This window comes from Xanthomonas sp. NCPPB 1132, from assembly GCF_056629235.1.
The window spans coordinates 4,472,773-4,491,565 of sequence record NZ_CM152819.1 but is presented as its reverse complement, the minus strand read 5'-3'; the positions used below and the strand labels follow the sequence as shown (position 1 = coordinate 4,491,565).

Annotated in this window: 10 protein-coding genes and 1 pseudogene; 8 read left to right on the top strand and 3 right to left on the bottom strand. The window is 70.1% G+C overall.

The window, feature by feature from the left end; genetic code table 11:
* Positions 1-9: 9 nt before the first annotated feature.
* Positions 10-2,562, top strand: coding sequence for a glycoside hydrolase family 3 protein (locus tag AC1G9L_RS19260; RefSeq protein WP_481069738.1), 2,553 nt, complete (start codon positions 10-12; stop codon positions 2,560-2,562).
* A 14-nt stretch (positions 2,563-2,576) separates the two neighbouring features.
* Here AC1G9L_RS19260 and AC1G9L_RS19255 read toward each other — a convergent pair whose 3' ends face one another.
* Positions 2,577-3,635 (bottom strand): substrate-binding domain-containing protein, encoded by a 1,059-nt coding sequence (locus AC1G9L_RS19255; RefSeq protein ID WP_019799081.1) that lies wholly within the window; start codon positions 3,633-3,635, stop codon positions 2,577-2,579.
* 111 nt (positions 3,636-3,746) lie between these two features.
* On the opposite strand from AC1G9L_RS19255, the gene AC1G9L_RS19250 reads away from it, so the two are divergent.
* The 7 genes and pseudogenes from AC1G9L_RS19250 (at position 3,747) to AC1G9L_RS19220 (ending at position 16,013) form a co-directional block, all read left to right on the top strand.
* Positions 3,747-5,888, top strand: coding sequence for an alpha-glucuronidase family glycosyl hydrolase (locus tag AC1G9L_RS19250; RefSeq protein ID WP_019799082.1), 2,142 nt, complete (start codon positions 3,747-3,749; stop codon positions 5,886-5,888).
* Positions 5,885-7,864 carry a sialate O-acetylesterase gene (locus AC1G9L_RS19245; protein ID WP_019799083.1) on the top strand — a complete coding sequence of 660 codons (1,980 nt, stop codon included), beginning with the start codon at positions 5,885-5,887 and terminating at the stop codon, positions 7,862-7,864. The genes AC1G9L_RS19250 and AC1G9L_RS19245 overlap by 4 nt, the downstream gene beginning before the upstream one ends.
* Positions 7,864-9,558, top strand: coding sequence for a family 43 glycosylhydrolase (locus AC1G9L_RS19240; RefSeq protein WP_019799084.1), 1,695 nt, complete (start codon positions 7,864-7,866; stop codon positions 9,556-9,558). Before AC1G9L_RS19245 ends, AC1G9L_RS19240 begins: the two co-directional genes overlap by 1 nt.
* Positions 9,558-12,263, top strand: coding sequence for a glycoside hydrolase family 3 protein (locus AC1G9L_RS19235; protein WP_481071191.1), 2,706 nt, complete (start codon positions 9,558-9,560; stop codon positions 12,261-12,263). Before AC1G9L_RS19240 ends, AC1G9L_RS19235 begins: the two co-directional genes overlap by 1 nt.
* Positions 12,166-13,650 (top strand): annotated as a pseudogene (locus AC1G9L_RS19230) (MFS transporter); the annotation flags it as partial. The gene AC1G9L_RS19235 and the pseudogene AC1G9L_RS19230, both read left to right, overlap by 98 nt.
* 45 nt (positions 13,651-13,695) lie before the next feature.
* Positions 13,696-14,754, top strand: a complete 1,059-nt coding sequence (locus tag AC1G9L_RS19225) for a glycoside hydrolase family 43 protein (RefSeq protein ID WP_481071189.1) — start codon at positions 13,696-13,698, stop codon at positions 14,752-14,754.
* A 335-nt stretch (positions 14,755-15,089) separates the two neighbouring features.
* Positions 15,090-16,013: an IS110 family transposase gene (locus AC1G9L_RS19220; RefSeq protein ID WP_481069579.1), complete on the top strand. Its 924-nt coding sequence runs from the start codon at positions 15,090-15,092 to the stop codon at positions 16,011-16,013.
* Positions 16,014-16,174: 161 nt separating this feature from the next.
* Here AC1G9L_RS19220 and AC1G9L_RS19215 read toward each other — a convergent pair whose 3' ends face one another.
* Positions 16,175-17,278: an enolase C-terminal domain-like protein gene (locus AC1G9L_RS19215; protein WP_019800148.1), complete on the bottom strand. Its 1,104-nt coding sequence runs from the start codon at positions 17,276-17,278 to the stop codon at positions 16,175-16,177.
* A complete protein-coding gene (locus tag AC1G9L_RS19210; protein WP_481069737.1) occupies positions 17,275-18,669 on the bottom strand; it encodes a C40 family peptidase in 1,395 nt (464 codons plus the stop codon). Before AC1G9L_RS19210 ends, AC1G9L_RS19215 begins: the two co-directional genes overlap by 4 nt.
* Positions 18,670-18,793 lie beyond the last annotated feature (124 nt).

Genomic DNA, 18,793 nt, shown 5'->3' with positions numbered 1-18,793 from the left:
AGCAGCGCCGTGACCGACACCCATTCCACCCGCCACAGCGGCGCGTTGCTGGCCGCGCTGCTGCTGGCGCTTGCCGTGTGCAAGGGCGACGTCCAGGCCGCGGCGCCCGCCCGCGCGGAGGCCAGCCCCTGGCCCAGCGTGCGCTGGCCGCTGCCCGAGGATCCCGCGCTGGAACAGCGCCTCACCGACCTGATCGCCACCATGACGGTGGAGGAGAAGGTCGGCCAGCTGGTGCAGGGCGACATCGGCAGCCTCACCCCGGAGGACGTGCGCAGGTATCGGTTGGGGTCGATCCTGGCCGGCGGCAACTCCGATCCCGGCGGCCGCTACGATGCCGCGCCGGCCGAACGGCTGGCGCTGGCCGATGCCTTCTATGCCGCGTCGATGGATACCTCGCACGGCGGCAAGGCGATTCCGGTGCTGTTCGGCATCGATGCGGTGCACGGGCAGAGCAACATCGTCGGCGCCACGCTGTTCCCGCACAACATCGGCCTGGGCGCGACCCGCAACCCGGCGCTGCTGCACCGGATCGGCGAAATCACCGCGCTGGAAACGCGCGCCACCGGCATGGAGTGGACCTTTGCGCCGACCGTGGCGGTGCCGCAGGACGACCGCTGGGGCCGCACCTACGAGGGCTATTCCGAATCGCCCGAGGTGGTGGCCAGCTACGCCGGCGCGATGGTCGAAGGGCTGCAGGGCAAGGTGGGAACGCCGGACTTCCTCGATGGCCGCCATGTGAACGCCTCGGTCAAGCATTTCCTGGGCGATGGCGGCACCACCGACGGCCGGGACCAGGGCGACACCAAAATCGGCGAAGCCGAGCTGGTGCGCATCCATGCCGCCGGCTATCCGCCGGCCATCGCCGCCGGCGCGCAGACCGCGATGGCCTCGTTCAACAGCGTCAACGGCGAAAAGATGCACGGCCACAAGGCGTACCTGACCGATGCGCTGAAGGGACGCATGCACTTCGGCGGCTTCGTGGTCGGCGACTGGAACGGCCACGGACAGGTCAAGGGCTGCACGCCCACCGACTGCCCGGCCACCATCAACGCCGGCCTGGACATGGCCATGGCCACGGACAGTTGGAAGGGCTTCTACACCACCACGCTGGCGGCGGCGAAGAACGGCACCATCTCGCAACAGCGCCTGGACGATGCGGTGCGCCGGATCCTGCGGGTCAAGATGCGGCTGGGCCTGTTCGAGGCGGGCAAGCCGTCGGCGCGCGCGGTCGGTGGGCAGTTCGCGCTGATCGGCGCACCGGCGCATCGGGCGGTGGCACGGCAGGCGGTGCGCGAGTCGCTGGTGCTGCTGAAGAACCAGGGCGGCGTGCTGCCGCTGTCGCCGACGCAACGCATCCTGGTGGCCGGCGACGGCGCCAACGACGTCGGCAAGCAGGCCGGCGGCTGGACGCTGAACTGGCAGGGCACCGGCACCACCCGCAAGGACTTCCCGAACGCGGACACCATCTACGAAGGGTTCGCGCAGCAGGCCAAGGCCGCGGGCGGCGAGGCCGTGCTGGCGGTCGACGGCAAGTACACGACCAGGCCGGACGTGGCGGTGGTGGTGTTCGGCGAGAATCCCTACGCGGAGTTCCAGGGCGATCGGCCGACCCTGGCCTACAAGCCGGGAGACGACACCGACCTGGCGCTGATCAAGCGGCTCAAGGCCGATGGCATTCCCGTGGTCGCGGTGTTCCTCAGCGGGCGCCCGCTGTGGGTCAACCGCGAACTCAACGCGGCCGATGCCTTCGTGGCGGCGTGGCTGCCCGGATCTGAAGGCGCGGGTATCGCCGACGTGTTGCTGCGTACTGCGCAGGGCGGCGTGCAGCACGACTTCAAGGGCACGCTGAGCTTCAGTTGGCCGCGCACGGCCACGCAGTACGCCAACAACGTGGGGCAACAGGGCTACGACCCGCTGTTCGCCTTCGGCTACGGCCTGCGCTATGCCGACAACGGCAACCTGGCCAGGTTGCCGGAAGTCTCCGGCCTCACCGGCAACGAAGGTGCGGCCGGTGTGTTCTTCGCCCGCGGCGCGGCCGGCCCGGGCATGGCCCTGCGCCTGGAAGGAAGCAACGGGCAGGGCGTGACCGTCACCCGCGTGCCGGAATCGCTCGACGGCGCGCTGTTGAACGTCACCGGCGTGGATCACCTGGCGCAGGAAGACGGGCGCCGCCTCGCCTGGTCGGGCGGACGCGAAGCAGTGGTCGCGCTGCAGTCGCATACGCCGCTGGACCTGCAGCGCGAGAGCAACGGCGACCTGATGCTGGTGACCACGCTGCGGGTGGACGCCGCACCGCGGGGCGAGGCGTGGCTGGCGGTCGGCTGCGGCAGCGGCTGCACTGCGCGGGTGGCGATCGGGCCGACGCTGACCGCCCTGCCGGTGGGCCAGTGGACGCGCATGGGCGTGCCGCTCAAGTGCCTGGCGGCGGCCGGCGCGGATCTGGGCAAGCTGGATCGCCCCTGGGCATTGGCGACGGCGGGCACGATGACGCTGTCGGTGTCGCGGGTCGCGCTCGGCGCACTCAACGAAGCGGAGACCACCGTCGCATGCCCGAGCGCATGAGCCTGCGTCCTGCGCTAGCGCCCCTTGGGCGGACCGGCGACCGAACCGCGCAGCACCAGCCGGTGCGGCACCACGTGGTCGCTGGACACGCGCGCATCGTCGCGCTTGCGGCGGATGCTGCGCAGCAGGATGTCGATGGCGGCGTCGGCCATCGAGGCGATCGGTTGGTGGATGGTTGTGAGTTCCGGCCAGACGGTGGTGGCGGCCGAGGTGTCGTCGAAGCCCACCACCGACAGGTCGCGCGGCACCTCCAGGCCGCGCCGGTGCGCGACCGAGATCGCCGCCGCGCCCATGTCGTCGTTGCTGGCGAAGATCGCGGTCGGTGGCCGCCGCTGCGACAGCAGCTTCTCGGCGGCGGCCAGCCCCGAGCGGTAGGTGTAGTCCCCCTGCTGGACCAGGCCGGGCTCGATCTTCAGCCCGGCCTCCTGCAGGGCGGTGACGAAGCCCTCGTAGCGCCGCGCGCTGGCGCTGAGATCCTGGCGGCCGCGGATGAAGCCGATGCGCCGATGGCCCTGGCCGATCAGGTGCTCGGCCATCTCCTTGCCCGCGTGGAAGTCGTCGATGCGCACGCAGGAGATCGCGTCGCTGAGCCGCCCCGCGGCAATCGCGACCACCGGAATGCCGGCCTTGACCAGTTCGGTCACCGCCGCCTGCGACTCGCACAACGGCGGCGGCAGGATCACGCCGTCCACGCGCCCGCCCAGGGCACGCGCGGCCTTGCGCTCGGCGTCGGCGTCCAGGTCTTCCCAGTAGTGGATGACCAGCTGGATGGCGGCGTTGGACGCCACGCGCAGCAAACCGACCAGCAGTTCGCGCAGGTAGGCGCCGCTGGGATTGATGTAGATCAGGGCGATGCGCGTGTGCTGCGCGGCGGCCAGCGAACTGGCCGCCAGGTTGGGCGTATAGCCCAGCTCGCGCACCGCGCGCATCACGCGCTCGCGCGTGGCATCGCGCACCTTGCCCTGGTTGATCGCGCGCGAGACGGTCATCGGCGAGACGCCGGCCAGGGCCGCCACCTCGTCTATCGTCACCCCGCTGGTCTTGCGGCGGACCGCTTTCTTCGGCTTGTCCAAAACGCGTTCCCTTTCTTTTTGCTGACGCTGCCGCGCCGCGGGCACGCCCGCAGCTTACAAGGTTTGCTGGCGCTGCCTGGTGGGCATTCGCATGTCATTCGGTGTCACTGGATGGCGTGTGCTGCCATCGCGCTGATGGCCTGCGCGGGCGTCGCGCGCGCGGAGGACGGCGCTGCGCTGTGGATGCGTTATCTGCCGTCGCAAGGCGCCGCGCGCGCGGATGACAACACGCGTCTGGACGAGGTGGTGGCGCCGGAGCAGACCCCGACGCAGCGTGTGGCACGCGACGAGCTGGTGCGTGGCCTTACCGGCTTGCTTGGGCGCGCGCCGGCGATGCGGGCCGCGGCGACCGGCGACCACGCCGTGGTGCTGGGCACGCCGCAGTCGTCGCCAGCGCTTGCGCCGTTCCGCGAGGAGATCGCGGCGCTGGGCGAGGAGGGCTACCTGCTCAAGCGCACGCGCATCGACGGGCACGCGGTGCTGCTGGTGGCCGCACGCCGCGATATCGGCGTGCTGTACGGGGTGTTCCATCTGCTGCGCCTGCTGCAGACCGGCGCGTCGCTCGACGCGCTCGCGGTGTATGAGTCGCCACGGATCCGGCTGCGCGTGCTCGACCATTGGGACGATCTGGACGGCCATGTCGAGCGCGGCTATGCCGGCCGCTCGTTGTGGGACTGGCAGAGCCTGCCGGAGTGGCGCGACCCGCGCTACACCGACTACGCGCGCGCCAATGCCTCGGTCGGCATCAACGGCACCGTGCTGAACAACGTCAACGCCAATGCGCAGAGCCTGGCGCCGGCCTACCTCGCCAAGGCGGCGGCGCTGGCGGACGTGTTCCGGCCCTACGGCATCCGCGTGTACCTGAGCGCACGCTTCAGCGCGCCCATCGAACTGGGCGGGTTGAAGACCGCCGATCCGCGCGACCCGGCCGTGCAGCGCTGGTGGCGCGACAAGGCCGACGAGATCTATGCGCGCATTCCGGATTTCGGCGGCTTCCTGGTCAAGGCCAATTCCGAGGGACAGCCCGGCCCGCAGGACTACGGCCGCTCGCATGCCGACGGCGCTAACCTGCTGGCCGATGCGCTGGCGCCGCATGGCGGCGTGGTGATGTGGCGGGCCTTCGTCTATGCCCACGACGTGCCGGTGGATCGCGCCATGCAGGCGTACACCGAGTTCGTGGGCCTCGACGGCGCCTTCCGCCCGAACGTGATCGTGCAGGTCAAAAACGGGCCCATCGACTTCCAGCCGCGCGAGCCGTTCCATCCGCTGTTCGGCGCGATGCCGCGCACACCGCTGATGCTGGAGGTGCAGATCACCAAGGAGTATCTGGGCTTCGCCACGCACCTGGTGTACCTGGGGCCGCTGTACGAAGAGGTGCTGCAGTCCGACACCCACGCCCGTGGCGCGGGGTCCACGGTGGCGGATGTGGTGGACGGAACGCTGGAGGGCCATGCCCTGACCGGCATCGCCGGCGTCGCCAACATCGGCAACGACCGCACCTGGAGCGGCTCGCACTTCGAACAGGCCAACTGGTACGCCTTCGGTCGCCTGGCCTGGAATCCGCACCAATCCGCCCGCGCCATCGCCGAGGACTGGGCGGCGATGACGTTCTCGCCGGCGCCCGAGGTGGTGCAGCCGATCGTGGGGATGATGATGGGCTCGCGCGAGGCGGCGGTGAACTACATGACCCCGCTGGGCCTGCACCACCTGATGGCGCGCGGCCACCACTACGGTCCCGGCCCCTGGGTGGACGGCGGCCCGCGCGCGGACTGGACCGCGGTGTACTACCACCGCGCCGACCGCGATGGCATCGGCTTCGATCGCACTGCGCATGGCAGCAATGCGGTGAGCCAGTACGCGCCGGACGTGGCGGCCGTATATGGCGACGCGGCGCGGGTGCCCGAGTCGCTGCTGCTGTGGTTCCACCACGTGCCGTGGGACTACCGCATGGCCTCCGGACGGCCGTTGTGGGACGAACTGGTTGGGCGCTATACGCAAGGCGTGCGCCAGGTGCAGGCCATGCAGTCCACCTGGGACGGCTTGCGCGGCAAGGTGGACGCCGAGCGGCACGCGCAGGTGGCGGCGTTCCTGCGCATCCAGCTGCGCGAAGCGCAGTGGTGGCGCGATGCCAGCGTGGCGTATTTCCAGTCGGTGAGCGGACGGCCGTTGCCCGCGGGCGAAACCGCGCCGCCGCATCCGTTGGCCTGGTACCAGGCCCTGCAGTTTCCTTCCGCACCGGGAGATGGACGATGAAGCCGACAACGTGGACGGGCTGGTTGCTGGCGGCGGCCTTGGGGTGCGGCGCCACGCCCAGCGTGGCGCAGGACGCGGCGACGCCGCTGTTGCATGCGCTGTTCCAGGATCACGCCGTGCTGCAGCGCGACCGGCCGATGCCGGTGTGGGGGAACGCCGCGCCGGGTGCCACGGTGTCGGTGACCTTCGCCCGGCAGGCGGTCAGCGCACGTGCCGATGCCGGAGGCCACTGGCGTGCCACGCTCAAGCCGGTCGCCGCGGGCGGTCCTTACGACATGACCGTGCGCGCGGGACAGGCGCGCCAGGTCGTGCGCGATGTGCTGGTGGGCGATGTGTGGCTGTGTTCCGGGCAGTCGAACATGGAGCTGCCGGTGTGGCGTGCGCTGGATGCGAGCCGCGAACTGGCCGCCGCTGCCCAGCCCAACATCCGTCTGTTCACCGTGCCCAAGGCCGCGGCGGTCGCGCCGCGGGATGCGTTCGCGGCTGCGGTCGCGTGGCGACCCGCTGCGCCGGACACGGTGCGCGAGTTTTCGGCCGCGTGCTTCTACTTCGCGCGGGAGCTGCAGAAGACGGTCAAGGTGCCGATGGGGCTGATCCAGGCGGCCTGGGGCGGTGCGCGGATCGAGGCCTGGACCAGCGCCGACGCCCTGCGTACACAGGGTGGCATGGACGCCGCGCTGGACGTGCTGGCGCTGTCTGCCACCGACCCCATCGCGGCGAGCGCGCGCTGGGGCCGGCACTGGCAGCAGTGGTGGACCACACGCGCTAGTGCCAAGCAGGGCGATACGCCATGGCAACCGGGTGCTGACAGCACGGGGTGGCAGGACGCGCCGGAGGCGCTCGGCGCATGGGAGCGCTGGGGCGTGCCGGCGCTGGCCGACTACAACGGCATGGTCTGGTATCGCACGCAGGTCAGCCTGAGCGCCGCGCAAGCGGCGCAGGGCGCATGGCTGGTGCTGGGGCCGGTCGACGAAACCGACGTGACCTGGGTGAACGGCGTGGCCGTGGGCAGCCAGAACGCGCCGAGCGATCCACGCCGGTATGCGCTTGCGCCCGGCCTGTTGAAGGCGGGCCTCAACACGGTGGTCGTCAACGTGCTGGATACCTACGGCGAAGGCGGACTGGCAGGCCCCGCCACTGCCCATGCTGTGGAATTGGCCGATGGCACGCGCATCGTCCTGGATCGGCATTGGCAGTACCGCATTGCGCCCGATCCGCAGTCACCGCCGTTGGCGCCATGGCATGCGGCCTCTGGCATGTCGACGCTGTCCAACGGCATGATCGCGCCGCTGGGACGTTACGGGCTGCGCGGCATGCTGTGGTACCAGGGCGAATCCAACACCGGCGACGCCGCCGCCTACGCGACGCGGTTGCGTGGCCTGCGCGACGACTGGCGCCGGCAGTTCGGCGTAAAGATGCCGCTGCTGGTGGTGCAGCTCGCCGGCTACGGCCTGCCGCCGCAGGCCCCGGTGGACAGCGGTTGGGCGCAGGTGCGCGAGGCGCAGCGCCGCGTGGCCGCGGAAGACCCGCACAGCGGCCTCGCGGTGGCCATCGACATCGGCGATGCCTACGACATCCATCCGCCCAACAAGCAGGAACTGGGGCGACGCCTGGCACAGGTGGCGCGCCATGTGGTCTATGGCGAACGCGCACTGGCACCATCCGGTCCGACGCCACGCACGGCGTCGCGCACGCAGGGCGCGGTGCGGATCGCGTTCGACGATGTCGTCGGCCGCCTGGTCACGACCGGCGCCAACGGCCCCATCGGCTTCGAACTCTGCGACGCGCAGGCGCAGCGCTGTACCTATGCCGACGCCGCGCTGGACGGGTGCGACGTGGTGCTGCGCAGCCCGCAGGCTGCCTCCGCCAAGCGCGTGCGCTACTGCTGGGCCGACGGCCCGGTCTGCACGCTGCGCGACAGTACCGGCGCGCCGGCGGGACCGTTCGAACTGCCAGTTTCTGCAGAGGTTCCCTGATGCGTGCGCTGATCGCCACGGCCTTGCTGCTGCTGTCCGCGGCGTTGCCGCCGCTGTGGGCCGCGCCGGCACCGCCGGTCTATTTCGATTGGTTCGACTACGCCGGGCGCGACACGGCCTTCGATGCGCCGCTGCCGGCCGGGCATTACCGCAACCCGATCCTGGCCGGTTTCCACGCCGACCCGAGCATCGTCCGCGCGAACGGGCGGTTCTATCTGGTCAATTCCAGCTTCACCTACTTCCCTGGCATCCCGGTGTTCGAGAGCGTCGACCTGGTGCACTGGACGCAGATCGGCAACGTGATCGAGCGGCCGGAGCAACTGGATTTCGATGGCCTGAGCGTGTCGCGCGGCATCTTCGCGCCGGCCATTTCCTACCACGACGGCGTGTTCTACGTGGTCACCACCGCCGTGGACAGCGGCGGCAACTTCATCGCCACCGCGCGCGATCCCGCCGGCCCCTGGTCGGACCCGCACTGGCTGCCGGGCATCGGCGGCATCGATCCGTCGCTGTTCTTCGATGCCGACGGCCGTGTCTACCTGCTCAACAACGACGCGCCGCCTGGCCCGCCGCGCTACGAGGGCCACCGTGCGATCTGGATGCAGCAGCTCGACCTGGCGACCTTCACCCCGGTCGGGCCGCGCAAGGTACTGATCGACGGCGGCGTGGAGCCGGCAAAGAATCCGATCTGGATCGAAGGGCCGCACCTGTATCGACGCGACGGCTGGTACTACCTGTCCGACGCCGAGGGCGGCACCGGGCCGCAGCACTCGCAGGTGGTGCTGCGCAGCCGCGAGGTCTGGGGGCCTTACCAGCCGTACGCGGGCAATCCCATCCTCACCCAGCGCGACCTGCCCGACGCTCGGCCGCTGCCGATCGCCAATGCCGGGCATGCGGACCTGGTGGAAGGGCCCGACGGTTCCTGGTGGGCGGTGTTCCTGGCCAGCCGCACCTACGACGTGCGCCACTACAACACCGGCCGCGAGACCTACCTGCTGCCGGTGCAGTGGCGTGACGGCTGGCCGGTGATCCTGCCGGCCGGGCAGGCCATCCCGTATGCGGTCAAGGCCCCGTCGTGGATGCAGGGCGAGGTGTCGCAGGCGCCGTCCACCGGCAACTTCGCCGAGCACGACGACTTCGACGCACCGACACTTGGTCGCGGCTGGTTGCGCGTGCGCGTGCCCAGGCAGGACTGGGTGGACCTGCGCACGCGTCCGGGCAGCCTGGCCGTACATCCGCTGCCGGAGAGCCTGGACACCTTGCGCAACCCCGCGTTCCTGGGACGCCGCCAGCAGCATCTGCGGTTCGAGGCCAGCACCGCATTGACGCGCCCCGAAGCGGGCGTGGCGGCCGGGCTGGCGGCGTTCCAGAACGAGGACTGGTGGTATTTCCTCGGCGTGCGCAGTCTCGGCCGCGATCGCGTGGCCGTGTTCCTCGAAGCGCGCGCGGGCAAGGGCGCGACCAGGACCGTTGCCAGCCGCGAAGTGGACGCGTCCACGTCGCTGCGCCTGAAGATCGCCGGCGACACCGGCACGTTTGCGTTCGCGTTCGACGCCGGCGCGGGGCAGGGCTGGCAGACCCTCGCCGACGACGTCGACGGAACCGTGTTGAGCACGGATCGTGCAGGCGGCTTCGTGGGCGCCCTGCTCGGTCCCTTCGCGCGCGACGAGCGCGCCCCCAGGAGCAAACGATGATGACGCGCAGGTCTTCCTTTCGCAGCGGTGTTCGCAGCCGCCTGTTCCGCACGCTGGCCCTGTGCGCCGCCACCGCGCTGGCCGGCGTGGGCCATGCCGCCGACGCCGTCGACGCCAAGCCGTGGCAGGACACCTCGGCCAGCTTCGAAGCCCGCGCGGCGGCGCTGGTCGCGCAGATGACCCTGGAGGAGAGAGCGGCGCAGATGCAGAACGCCGCGCCGGCGATCGAACGCCTGGGCGTGCCGGCTTACGACTGGTGGAACGAGGCGCTGCATGGCGTGGCGCGGGCCGGGCAGGCCACCGTGTTTCCGCAGGCCATCGGGCTGGCCGCCACCTTCGACGTGCCCTTGATGGGGCAGGTGGCCACCACCATCAGCGACGAGGCGCGCGCCAAGCACCACCAGTTCCTGCGCGAGGGCGCGCATGGCCGCTACCAGGGGCTGACCTTCTGGTCGCCGAACATCAACATCTTCCGCGACCCGCGCTGGGGCCGCGGCCAGGAAACCTACGGCGAGGATCCCTACCTCACCGCGCGCATGGGCGTGGCCTTCGTGCACGGACTGCAGGGCGACGATCCGGTGTATCGCAAGCTCGACGCCACCGCCAAGCATTTCGCCGTGCACAGCGGCCCGGAGGCCGACCGCCACCACTTCGACGCGCGCCCCAGCAAGCGCGACCTCTACGACACCTACCTGCCGGCGTTCGAGGCGCTGGTGAAGGAGGGCAAGGTGGATGCGGTGATGGGCGCCTACAACCGGGTGTACGGCGAGTCCGCCAGCGCCAGCCAGTTCCTGCTGCGCGACGTGTTGCGCCGCGACTGGGGCTTCACCGGCTACGTGGTGTCGGACTGCTGGGCCATCGTCGATATCTGGAAGCATCACCATCTGGCGCCCAGTCGCGAGGCCGCCGCGGCGCTGGCGGTCAAGAACGGCACCGAACTGGAGTGCGGCCAGGAGTACGCCACGCTGCCGGCGGCGGTACGCCAGGGGCTGATCGGCGAAGCGGAGATCGACGATGCGGTGACGCGCCTGTTCACCGCGCGCATGCGGCTTGGCATGTTCGACCCACCCGAGCGCGTGCGCTGGGCGCGGATTCCGGCGTCGGTGAACCAGGCGCCCGCGCACGATGCGCTGGCGCTGCAGGCCGCGCAGGAATCGCTCGTGCTGCTGAAGAACGATGGCGTGCTGCCGCTCTCGCGCACGCTCAAGCGCATCGCCGTGGTCGGCCCGACCGCCGACGACACCATGGCCTTGCTCGGCAACTACTTCGGCACGCCGGCGGCGCCGGTGACGATCCTGCAGGGCATCCGTGACGCGGCCAAGGGCATCGAGGTGCGCTATGCGCGCGGCGTGGATCTGGTCGAAGGGCGCGACGATCCGAGCGCCACGCCGCTGATCGAAGCGACGTATCTGCGGCCCTCGGCGGACTCGCCGGAACGCGGCTTGCGCGGCGAATACTTCCGCACGCCCGATCTGTCGGGAACGCCGGCGCTGGTCCGCACCGACGCGCAGATCGGCTTCCGCTGGGACCGCGGTTCGCCGACCGACAACCTGCTGGCCCGCGGCGAAGCGGGGCCGGGGCAGGGCATTCCCAACGATCATTTCAGCATCCGCTGGAGCGGCCAGTTGCTGCCGCCGGTCTCGGGCCGCTACCGGATCGAGGCGGCGGCCGACGATGGCTTCCGCCTCTATCTGGACGGCAAGCTGGTGCTGGATCACTGGACCGACAGTGACCGCATGCGCGCCGACGGCGTGGACCTGGACCTGCAGGCGGGCCGCGCCTATGCGGTGAAACTGGAGTACTACGACGCGGAGCGCGACGCCGGCGTGCGCCTGGGCTGGCGCATGCCCGGCGCGAAGCCGCCGTTCGACGAGGCGCTGGATGCCGCGCGCAGCGCCGATGTGGTGGTGTTCGTCGGCGGCCTGACCGGCGACGTCGAGGGCGAAGAGATGAAGGTGGACTACCCGGGCTTCGCCGGCGGCGACCGCACCGACCTGCGCCTGCCCGCGCCGCAGCGCGCCCTGCTGGAAGCGCTGCACGCCACCGGCAAGCCGGTGGTGATGGTGCTGACCGGCGGCTCGGCGCTGGCGGTGGACTGGGCGCAGGCGCATCTGCCGGCGATCCTGATGAGCTGGTATCCGGGGCAGCGCGGCGGCACCGCGGTGGGCCAGGCGCTGTTCGGCGAGGTCAACCCCGCCGGTCGCCTGCCGGTGACGTTCTATCGGGCCGACAAGGCGCTCCCCGCGTTCGACGACTACGCGATGGAAGGCCGCACCTACCGCTACTTCCGCGGTAAGCCGCTGTATCCGTTCGGCCACGGCCTGTCGTATACGCGCTTCGACTACGGCAAGCTGCATCTGGATGCGCCGCGCATCGCCGACGACGGACGCCTCAAGCTGCAGGTGGAGGTGGCCAACACCGGCAAGCGCGCCGGCGACGAAGTCGCGCAGCTGTACGTGCGGCGGCTGGCGGCCGCGCCCGGCGATGCGCAGCAAACGCTGCGCGGTTTCCAACGCGTTCGCCTGGCCCCGGGCGAGCGGCGGACCCTGACGTTCGAGCTGGATGCGCAGCAGGCGCTGCGGCAGTACGACGAGGCGCGCAGCGCGTATGTCGTGCCGGCGGGACGCTACGAAGTGCGGATCGGCGGCTCCAGCGCCGATGCCCGCGTGCATGCCGGCTTCACCGTGGAGGCGCGCCGTGACTGAGGCCCGCAGTGCGGAGACCACCGCGCACACGCTGTCGATGCGCGAGAAGTTGGGCTACAGCCTGGGCGACCTGGCGGCGAACCTGATCTTCCAGACGCTGATCACCTACCTGGCCTTCTTCTACACCGATGTGTACCGGTTGCCGGCGGCCACGGCGGCGACGATCATCTTCGTGATCGGTCTGCTCGGCGCGTTCGTGTTCACCCCGCTGATCGGCATCGCCGCCGACCGCACGGCCACGCGCTGGGGCAAGTTCCGGCCGTGGATCCTGTGGACGGCGATCCCGTTCGGCGTGCTGTCGCTGCTCGCCTTCAGCACCCCGGACCTGGGCGCGCGCGGCAAGGTGCTGTACGCCCTGACCACCTACGGCCTGCTGATGCTGGTGTACGCGGCCAACAACCTGCCGTACTCGGCGCTCAGCGGCGTGCTCACCGGCAACATGACCCAGCGCAACAGCCTGTCGGCCTACCGCTTCGTGGCGGTGATGATTGCGCAGTTCATCATCCAGGTGCTGCTGCTGCCGCTGGTGCTGATCCTGGGCGACGGCGACAACGTGCGCGGCTTCGAGCGGCTGATGACGGTGTTCGCGGTGGTGGGCACGCTGTTCTTCCTGATCACCTTCGCCACCACCCGCGAGCGCATCGTGCCGGCCAAGGAACAGAGCGCCGGTGTGCTGCAGGACCTGACCGACCTGCTGCACAACCGGCCGTGGAAGGTGATGCTGGCGCTGACGGTGCTTGTCTTCGTCAACCTGGCGCTGAAGGGCGGCACCTACATCTACTACTTCCAGTATTACCTCAGCGGGGCCGCGCTGGCCGGCTTTCTCGATGCCTCCGGCTTCAACGGTTTCATCGGCGGGGTGAACGCGCTGCTCGGCGGATGGGGCCTGTCCGGCTTCACCTGGCCGCAGGATCCGGCGACCTCGGCGTTCAGCCTGTTCAACGCCTGCGGCATCCTGTGCATGATCCTGGGCATCGGGTTCTCGCGGCGCCTGGCCGACCGCTTCGGCAAGCGCGATGCCTTCGGCGGCGCGTTGCTGGTCTCCACCCTGTTCCTGCTGGTGTTCTACGTCCTGCCACCCACCGCGATCGGCGTAGCCTTCGCCGCCTTCATGCTGCACGGCTTCTGCTACGGCATCACCATCCCCTTGCTGTGGGCGATGATCGCCGACGTCGCCGACTACTCCGAATGGAAGAACCATCGCCGCGCTACCGCGATCATCTTCTCGGCGATGCTGTGCGGGCTGAAGATCGGGCTCAGCATCGGCGGCGCGCTGGTCGCCGGCATCCTGGCGCACCACGGCTACCAGGCGGGCGCGCCGCAGCAGCCGCAGGCCGTGGTGGACGGCATCCGCCTGACCGTGAGCGTCTACAGCGCCCTCCCGTTCCTGGTCGCGGTGGCGCTCTTGTTCTTCTACAGGATCGACAAACGCATGGAACGTCGCATCGAACACGAGCTGCAGGCACGTCGGCAGGACAGCGACGTGCGCGACCTCAGCGACCTCGGCCACCTCGCGGCGCATGCCATCGCGCAACCACTGGTGACCCACATCTACACGGCCGATCCATCGGCACACGTGTTCGAGGGGCGCCTGTACATCTATCCGTCCCACGACATCGACAGTGGCGCGCCGTTCGACGACGAGGGCGGCCACTTCGGCATGGAGGACTACCACGTGCTGCGCATGGACGCGCCCGACGGCGCGGCCACCGATTGCGGCGTGGCCCTGCACGTGCGCGACGTGCCCTGGGCCAGCCGGCAGATGTGGGCGCCGGACGCGGCCAGCCGCGACGGCCGCTATTACCTGTATTTCCCGGCCAAGGACGCGCAGGATCTGTTCCGCATCGGCGTGGCGGTGGCCGACCGCCCGGAAGGTCCGTTCGCCGCGGAGCCCGAGCCGATCGCCGGCACCTACTCGATCGACCCGGCCGTGTTCGAGGACGACGACGGCACGCACTACCTGTGCTTCGGCGGCATCTGGGGCGGGCAGTTGCAGAAGTACCGAGACGGCCGCTTCGATGCGGCGCACGCCGAGCCTGTCGGCGACGAACCGGCGCTGGGCCCGCGGATCGCCAGGCTGGACCTCGGCATGACGCAGCTGGCGGAGCGCACGCGCGAAATCGTCATCCTCGACGAATACGGCCAGCCGCTGCGCGCCGACGACCACGCGCGCCGCTTCTTCGAGGGGCCGTGGCTGCACAAGGACCAGGGCCGCTACTACCTGTCCTACTCCACCGGCAACACGCACCTGTTGTGCTACGCCATCGGCGACAACCCGTATGGACCGTTCACCTATCGCGGCGTGCTGCTCAAGCCTGTGGTGGGCTGGACCACGCACCACTCCATCTGCAGGTTTAAAGGCCGGTGGTACCTGTTCTATCACGATGCCCTGTTGTCCGGCGGCGTGACCCACCTGCGCTCGGTCAAGTGCACGCCGCTGCATGTCGAGCCGGATGGCAGCATTCGCACTGTCGATCCCTATGGTGGCTGAAAGGCCGCTATCAAGGACTGCACAGGGCTGGCCGTGGCAAGGCGGTCGCCCTGTCCCTTGTAGGAGCGGCTTCAGCCGCGACAGGCCTTCCCACTAAAGTCTGTCGCGGCTGAAGCCGCTTGTGTCAAATAAGGGTCTATCGTTGCAGGTGAGAGCGGAGTGCGGCAGGCCGTTTAGCCGCAGTGCCAGCAAGCACGAGTAGGAGTCAGCGCCGCCGCACTCCGGTTCTCCTGCCTGACAAGCCCGAACAGTTGCCCGAGTGACGAGCTCGAACTCCACAAGCATGGGCATCGGCAGGAGCGCTCTCGTCCCTGAGTCTACTGCGGAGAACGTCTATGCGGCGCTATGTCGGGATCGATGTATCCAAGGCCGAACTGGTCATTCATGTCCTGCCGGACGAGCAGGCCTGGACCCAACCCAATACGCCACAGGGGCAGCGTGCGCTGGCCCAGCGCCTTGCCGAGCTGGGCTGCGAGCGGATCGTGCTGGAAGCCAGTGGCGGCTACGAACATGCCGTGCTGCAGGTGCTCCGAGAGGCAAACCTGCCGGCAGTGCGGATGGCCGCCGATCGTCCGCGCAAGCTCGCCCAGGCCTTGGGCCTGCATGCCAAGACCGATGCCCTGGACGCGCGCCTGCTGGCCATCGCCGCCCAGCACATCCCGACCATGCCCACGCCCGTGGCGCCCGAGCATCAGCAGTCTCTTCGCGAACTGCTGGACCTGCGTGCCACCCTGGTGAGCCAGCGTGATGCCCATCGGCGGCGCCTGGAGCACATCACCAGCGCCAAGGTGCAACACCGCTGCCGAGAGGTGATCGCCCTGCTGAACCAGCAGATCCAGACATTGACGCAGGAGATCGAGCAGCAGGGCAAGACCTGCTCGAGCCTACCCAAGGTGCCTGGGCTCGGGACGATCCTGCGCGCGGTTCTGGCCGCGCGGCTGCCAGAGCTGGGCACGCTGCCGCCACGCAAGCTCGCTGCCATGGTCGGGCTGGCCCCGTTCAATCACGACAGCGGTTGCTGGAAAGGCCAGCGCCGCATCAAAGGCGGACGTGCCGACGTGCGGCGCGTGCTGTACATGGCCACCTGGGCCAGCATCCGCGCCAAATCCCCCTTGGCCAACACTTACGCGCGCCTGCGCGCAGGCGGCAAACCGGCCAAGGTCGCCATCGTCGCCTGCATGCACAAGTTCCTGCGCTGGCTCAATGCCATCGCGCGCGATCAGGCCCCGTACGCTCCTCCTGTCATCGCAGGTGCATGACAGTTGACTCCTACGAGTGCATTGTCGATCGTGATTGGAGACCTGCTCCAGTCACGGGCGGACGCTGGAGAATTGGCCTTCGTGTCCGCCAGTGCAGCCAGGCGCCGCTCTTCGCCGCATGGCGCAGCGCGCCCGGTGCGACGCAGGGCGCAGCGCCATCCCTACACCGACCGCGGCAACAGCTCCAACCCCTGGATCTCGCGAATCCCCAACCCCGGCGCATCGCCAATCCGGATCTGCGCCTCGTCGAACTGCACCCCGCCCACCACCGGGTCGAACGCCCCCAGCGACGGGCCGTCCAGGTCCACCTTGGTGATGACGTCCGCGCGCGCCACCGCCAGGTGCGCCGCCGCGGCCACGCCGATGCTCGATTCGAGCATGCAGCCGATCATGCACGGCACCCCGTACACCGCGGCGATATCGGCGATGCGCAGCGCGTTGGACAGGCCGCCGGCCTTGATCAGCTTGATGTTGACGATGTCCGCCGCGCGCCGCTGCAGCAGCGCGATCGCCTGCGCCGGCGAGAACACGCTCTCGTCGGCCATCACAGGGGTCTGCACGCGCTCGGTCACGTACTGCAGGCCGTCCACGTCGCCGGCCTTGACCGGCTGCTCCAGCAGTTCCAGCGTCACCCCGGCGCGCTCCAGCGCGTGCATGGCCTGCACCGCCTGCTTCGGCGTCCAGCCCTGGTTGGCGTCCAGCCGCAGCTGCGCGCGGCCGGCGACCGCGGCATGGATCGCCTTGACCCGTGCGATGTCCTCGGCCAGATCGGTGCCGATCTTGATCTTCAGCGCCACGAAGCCGCGTGCCAGCGCCGCCAGCGCGTCGGCCACCATCGTGTCCACGGCATTCACGCTGATGGTGAGGTCGGTGGTCAGGTGCGGCGTGCCACCGCCGAGCAGCCGGTACAGCGGCGCATCATGCAACTGCGCCCACAGGTCGTGCACGGCGACCTCCAGCGCCGCCTTGGCGCTGCTGTTGTGTTCCAGCGCTCCCTGGATCAGGCCGCGCAGGCGCTGCAGGTCGGCGATGTCCTCGCCGATCAGGCGCGGTGCCAGGCAGCGCTCGATCGCCGCGATGATCGATCCATGAGTGTCGCCGGTGATCGGCGGGGTGGCCGGTGCGCTGCCATGCCCGATCCGGCCATCGTCGGTGTGGACCATGACCACCACGTCCTCGATCGCCTGCACGGTGCGCAGCGCGGTCTTGAATGGGGTCTTCAATGGCACGCGCAGCATGCCCAGGCGGATCTCGGTGATCTTCATTCGGCGGTCGGCGCGCGCAGGCGCTGGATGCGGGTGATGCGGTCGATGAGGGGCGTCCCGTTGCCGAGCAGCAGCGGTTCCAGCGGCGTCACCGACACGCCGTTGAGGCGCACGCGCTGCAACCGGCCGGCGGCGTCGCGGTAGCTGGCGCCGGCCACGTCGTGGATCACCCAGGTCTGGCCGTCTTCGTGGCCGATCACCAGCATCACGTGGCCGGGGATGTAGACCAGGTCGCCGACGCGCAGTTGCGCCAATGCCTGCCGCCGCTGCGGCAGCGGATCGGTGGCGGTGTAGGGCACCGCCGTCAGTGCGGGGCTGCGCGCCTGGTCGCCGGTGTTGCGCGGCAACTCGATGCCGAGGCTGCGATGCAGATCGACGACGAAGCCGCTGCAGTCGCGCGCGTCGTAACTGTTGCCCCAGCCGTAGCGCTCGCCGAGGAACTTGAACGCCTGCTGCAGCAGCATCTGCGGCGTGGCCGGCAGCGGCGCCTCGGCGACGTCGGCGCTGCGCGGCACCAGGGCGGGCGCCAGTTGCAGCCGCCCGTCGCGGTCGCGCAGCGGCAGCTGCACCACGTAGGCGGCCAGCGGCGACTGGCCGTTGACACTGTTCTGTGGCGGCCAGTCGCGCAACAGCGGCAGCGCGCTGCCCATGTCCAGTGCCACCTGCGAGGCCGCCTGCAGTTCCGGGGTGAACACGGTGGCCGCGCGCGCGCCGGTGACCAGCAGTCGCGGCGTGCGTTGCGCGTAGGCGAGCACGCTGGCGCGGTCGCCCTCGGCGAGGCGGTCGCGGGCGATCCAGGCAGCGTAGTTGTTCGCCAGCACGAACAGCCACTGGCCATCGGCGCTGGCGTGCAGGATCGCCACCGCGCTGCCCGGATACAGCGCCGATTCCTGGAAGCGGTCGATGTCGCGGTCTTCGCGGTCGCTGAACACGCGCTCGGCGGTGGGGAAGCGCCGCAGGTCGGCGCGTTGCACCACCAGCGCGTAACGCGGCTGCACTTGCGCCGGCAGCGCCTCCAGCGCCAGCGCTCGCTGCAGCGCCTGGACGCGCGCGGCGTCGAGGACGGCGCCCTGGGTGTCGTAGAGCGTGCGCGTCGGCGGCGCCGACAGCGCCAGGATCTGCGCGCGCACCTGCGCGGCGGGCAGTTGCGTCGGCAGCGCGGCCAGGTCGTGCATCGACGCATCGTCGCGCAGCAGCCGGGCGTTGAACGCGGCGCGCTGCGTCGCCTGCAGCAGCGGCGGCGACGCCGCCGGCAGCCGTGCGATCCAGTGTTCGGCCTGCAACTGCGCCGGCTGTGCCTGCAGCGGCATGGCGTCGGTGGCGCGTGCTGGTGCGGTGCCGCCGCTCGCCGCCACGGCGAGCAACAGGCACAGGCCGCGCATCGTGATCATGGCATCCCGCTGTCTGGAAAGAAGGCCGGCGCAGGCGGCGCGCCGACGCCAGGATCTTCGATTCCCGGTTTTTTTCTGTCAAGGCGCTGCGTTGACAGGTTTTGCGAGCGCGTGTTACACCCGA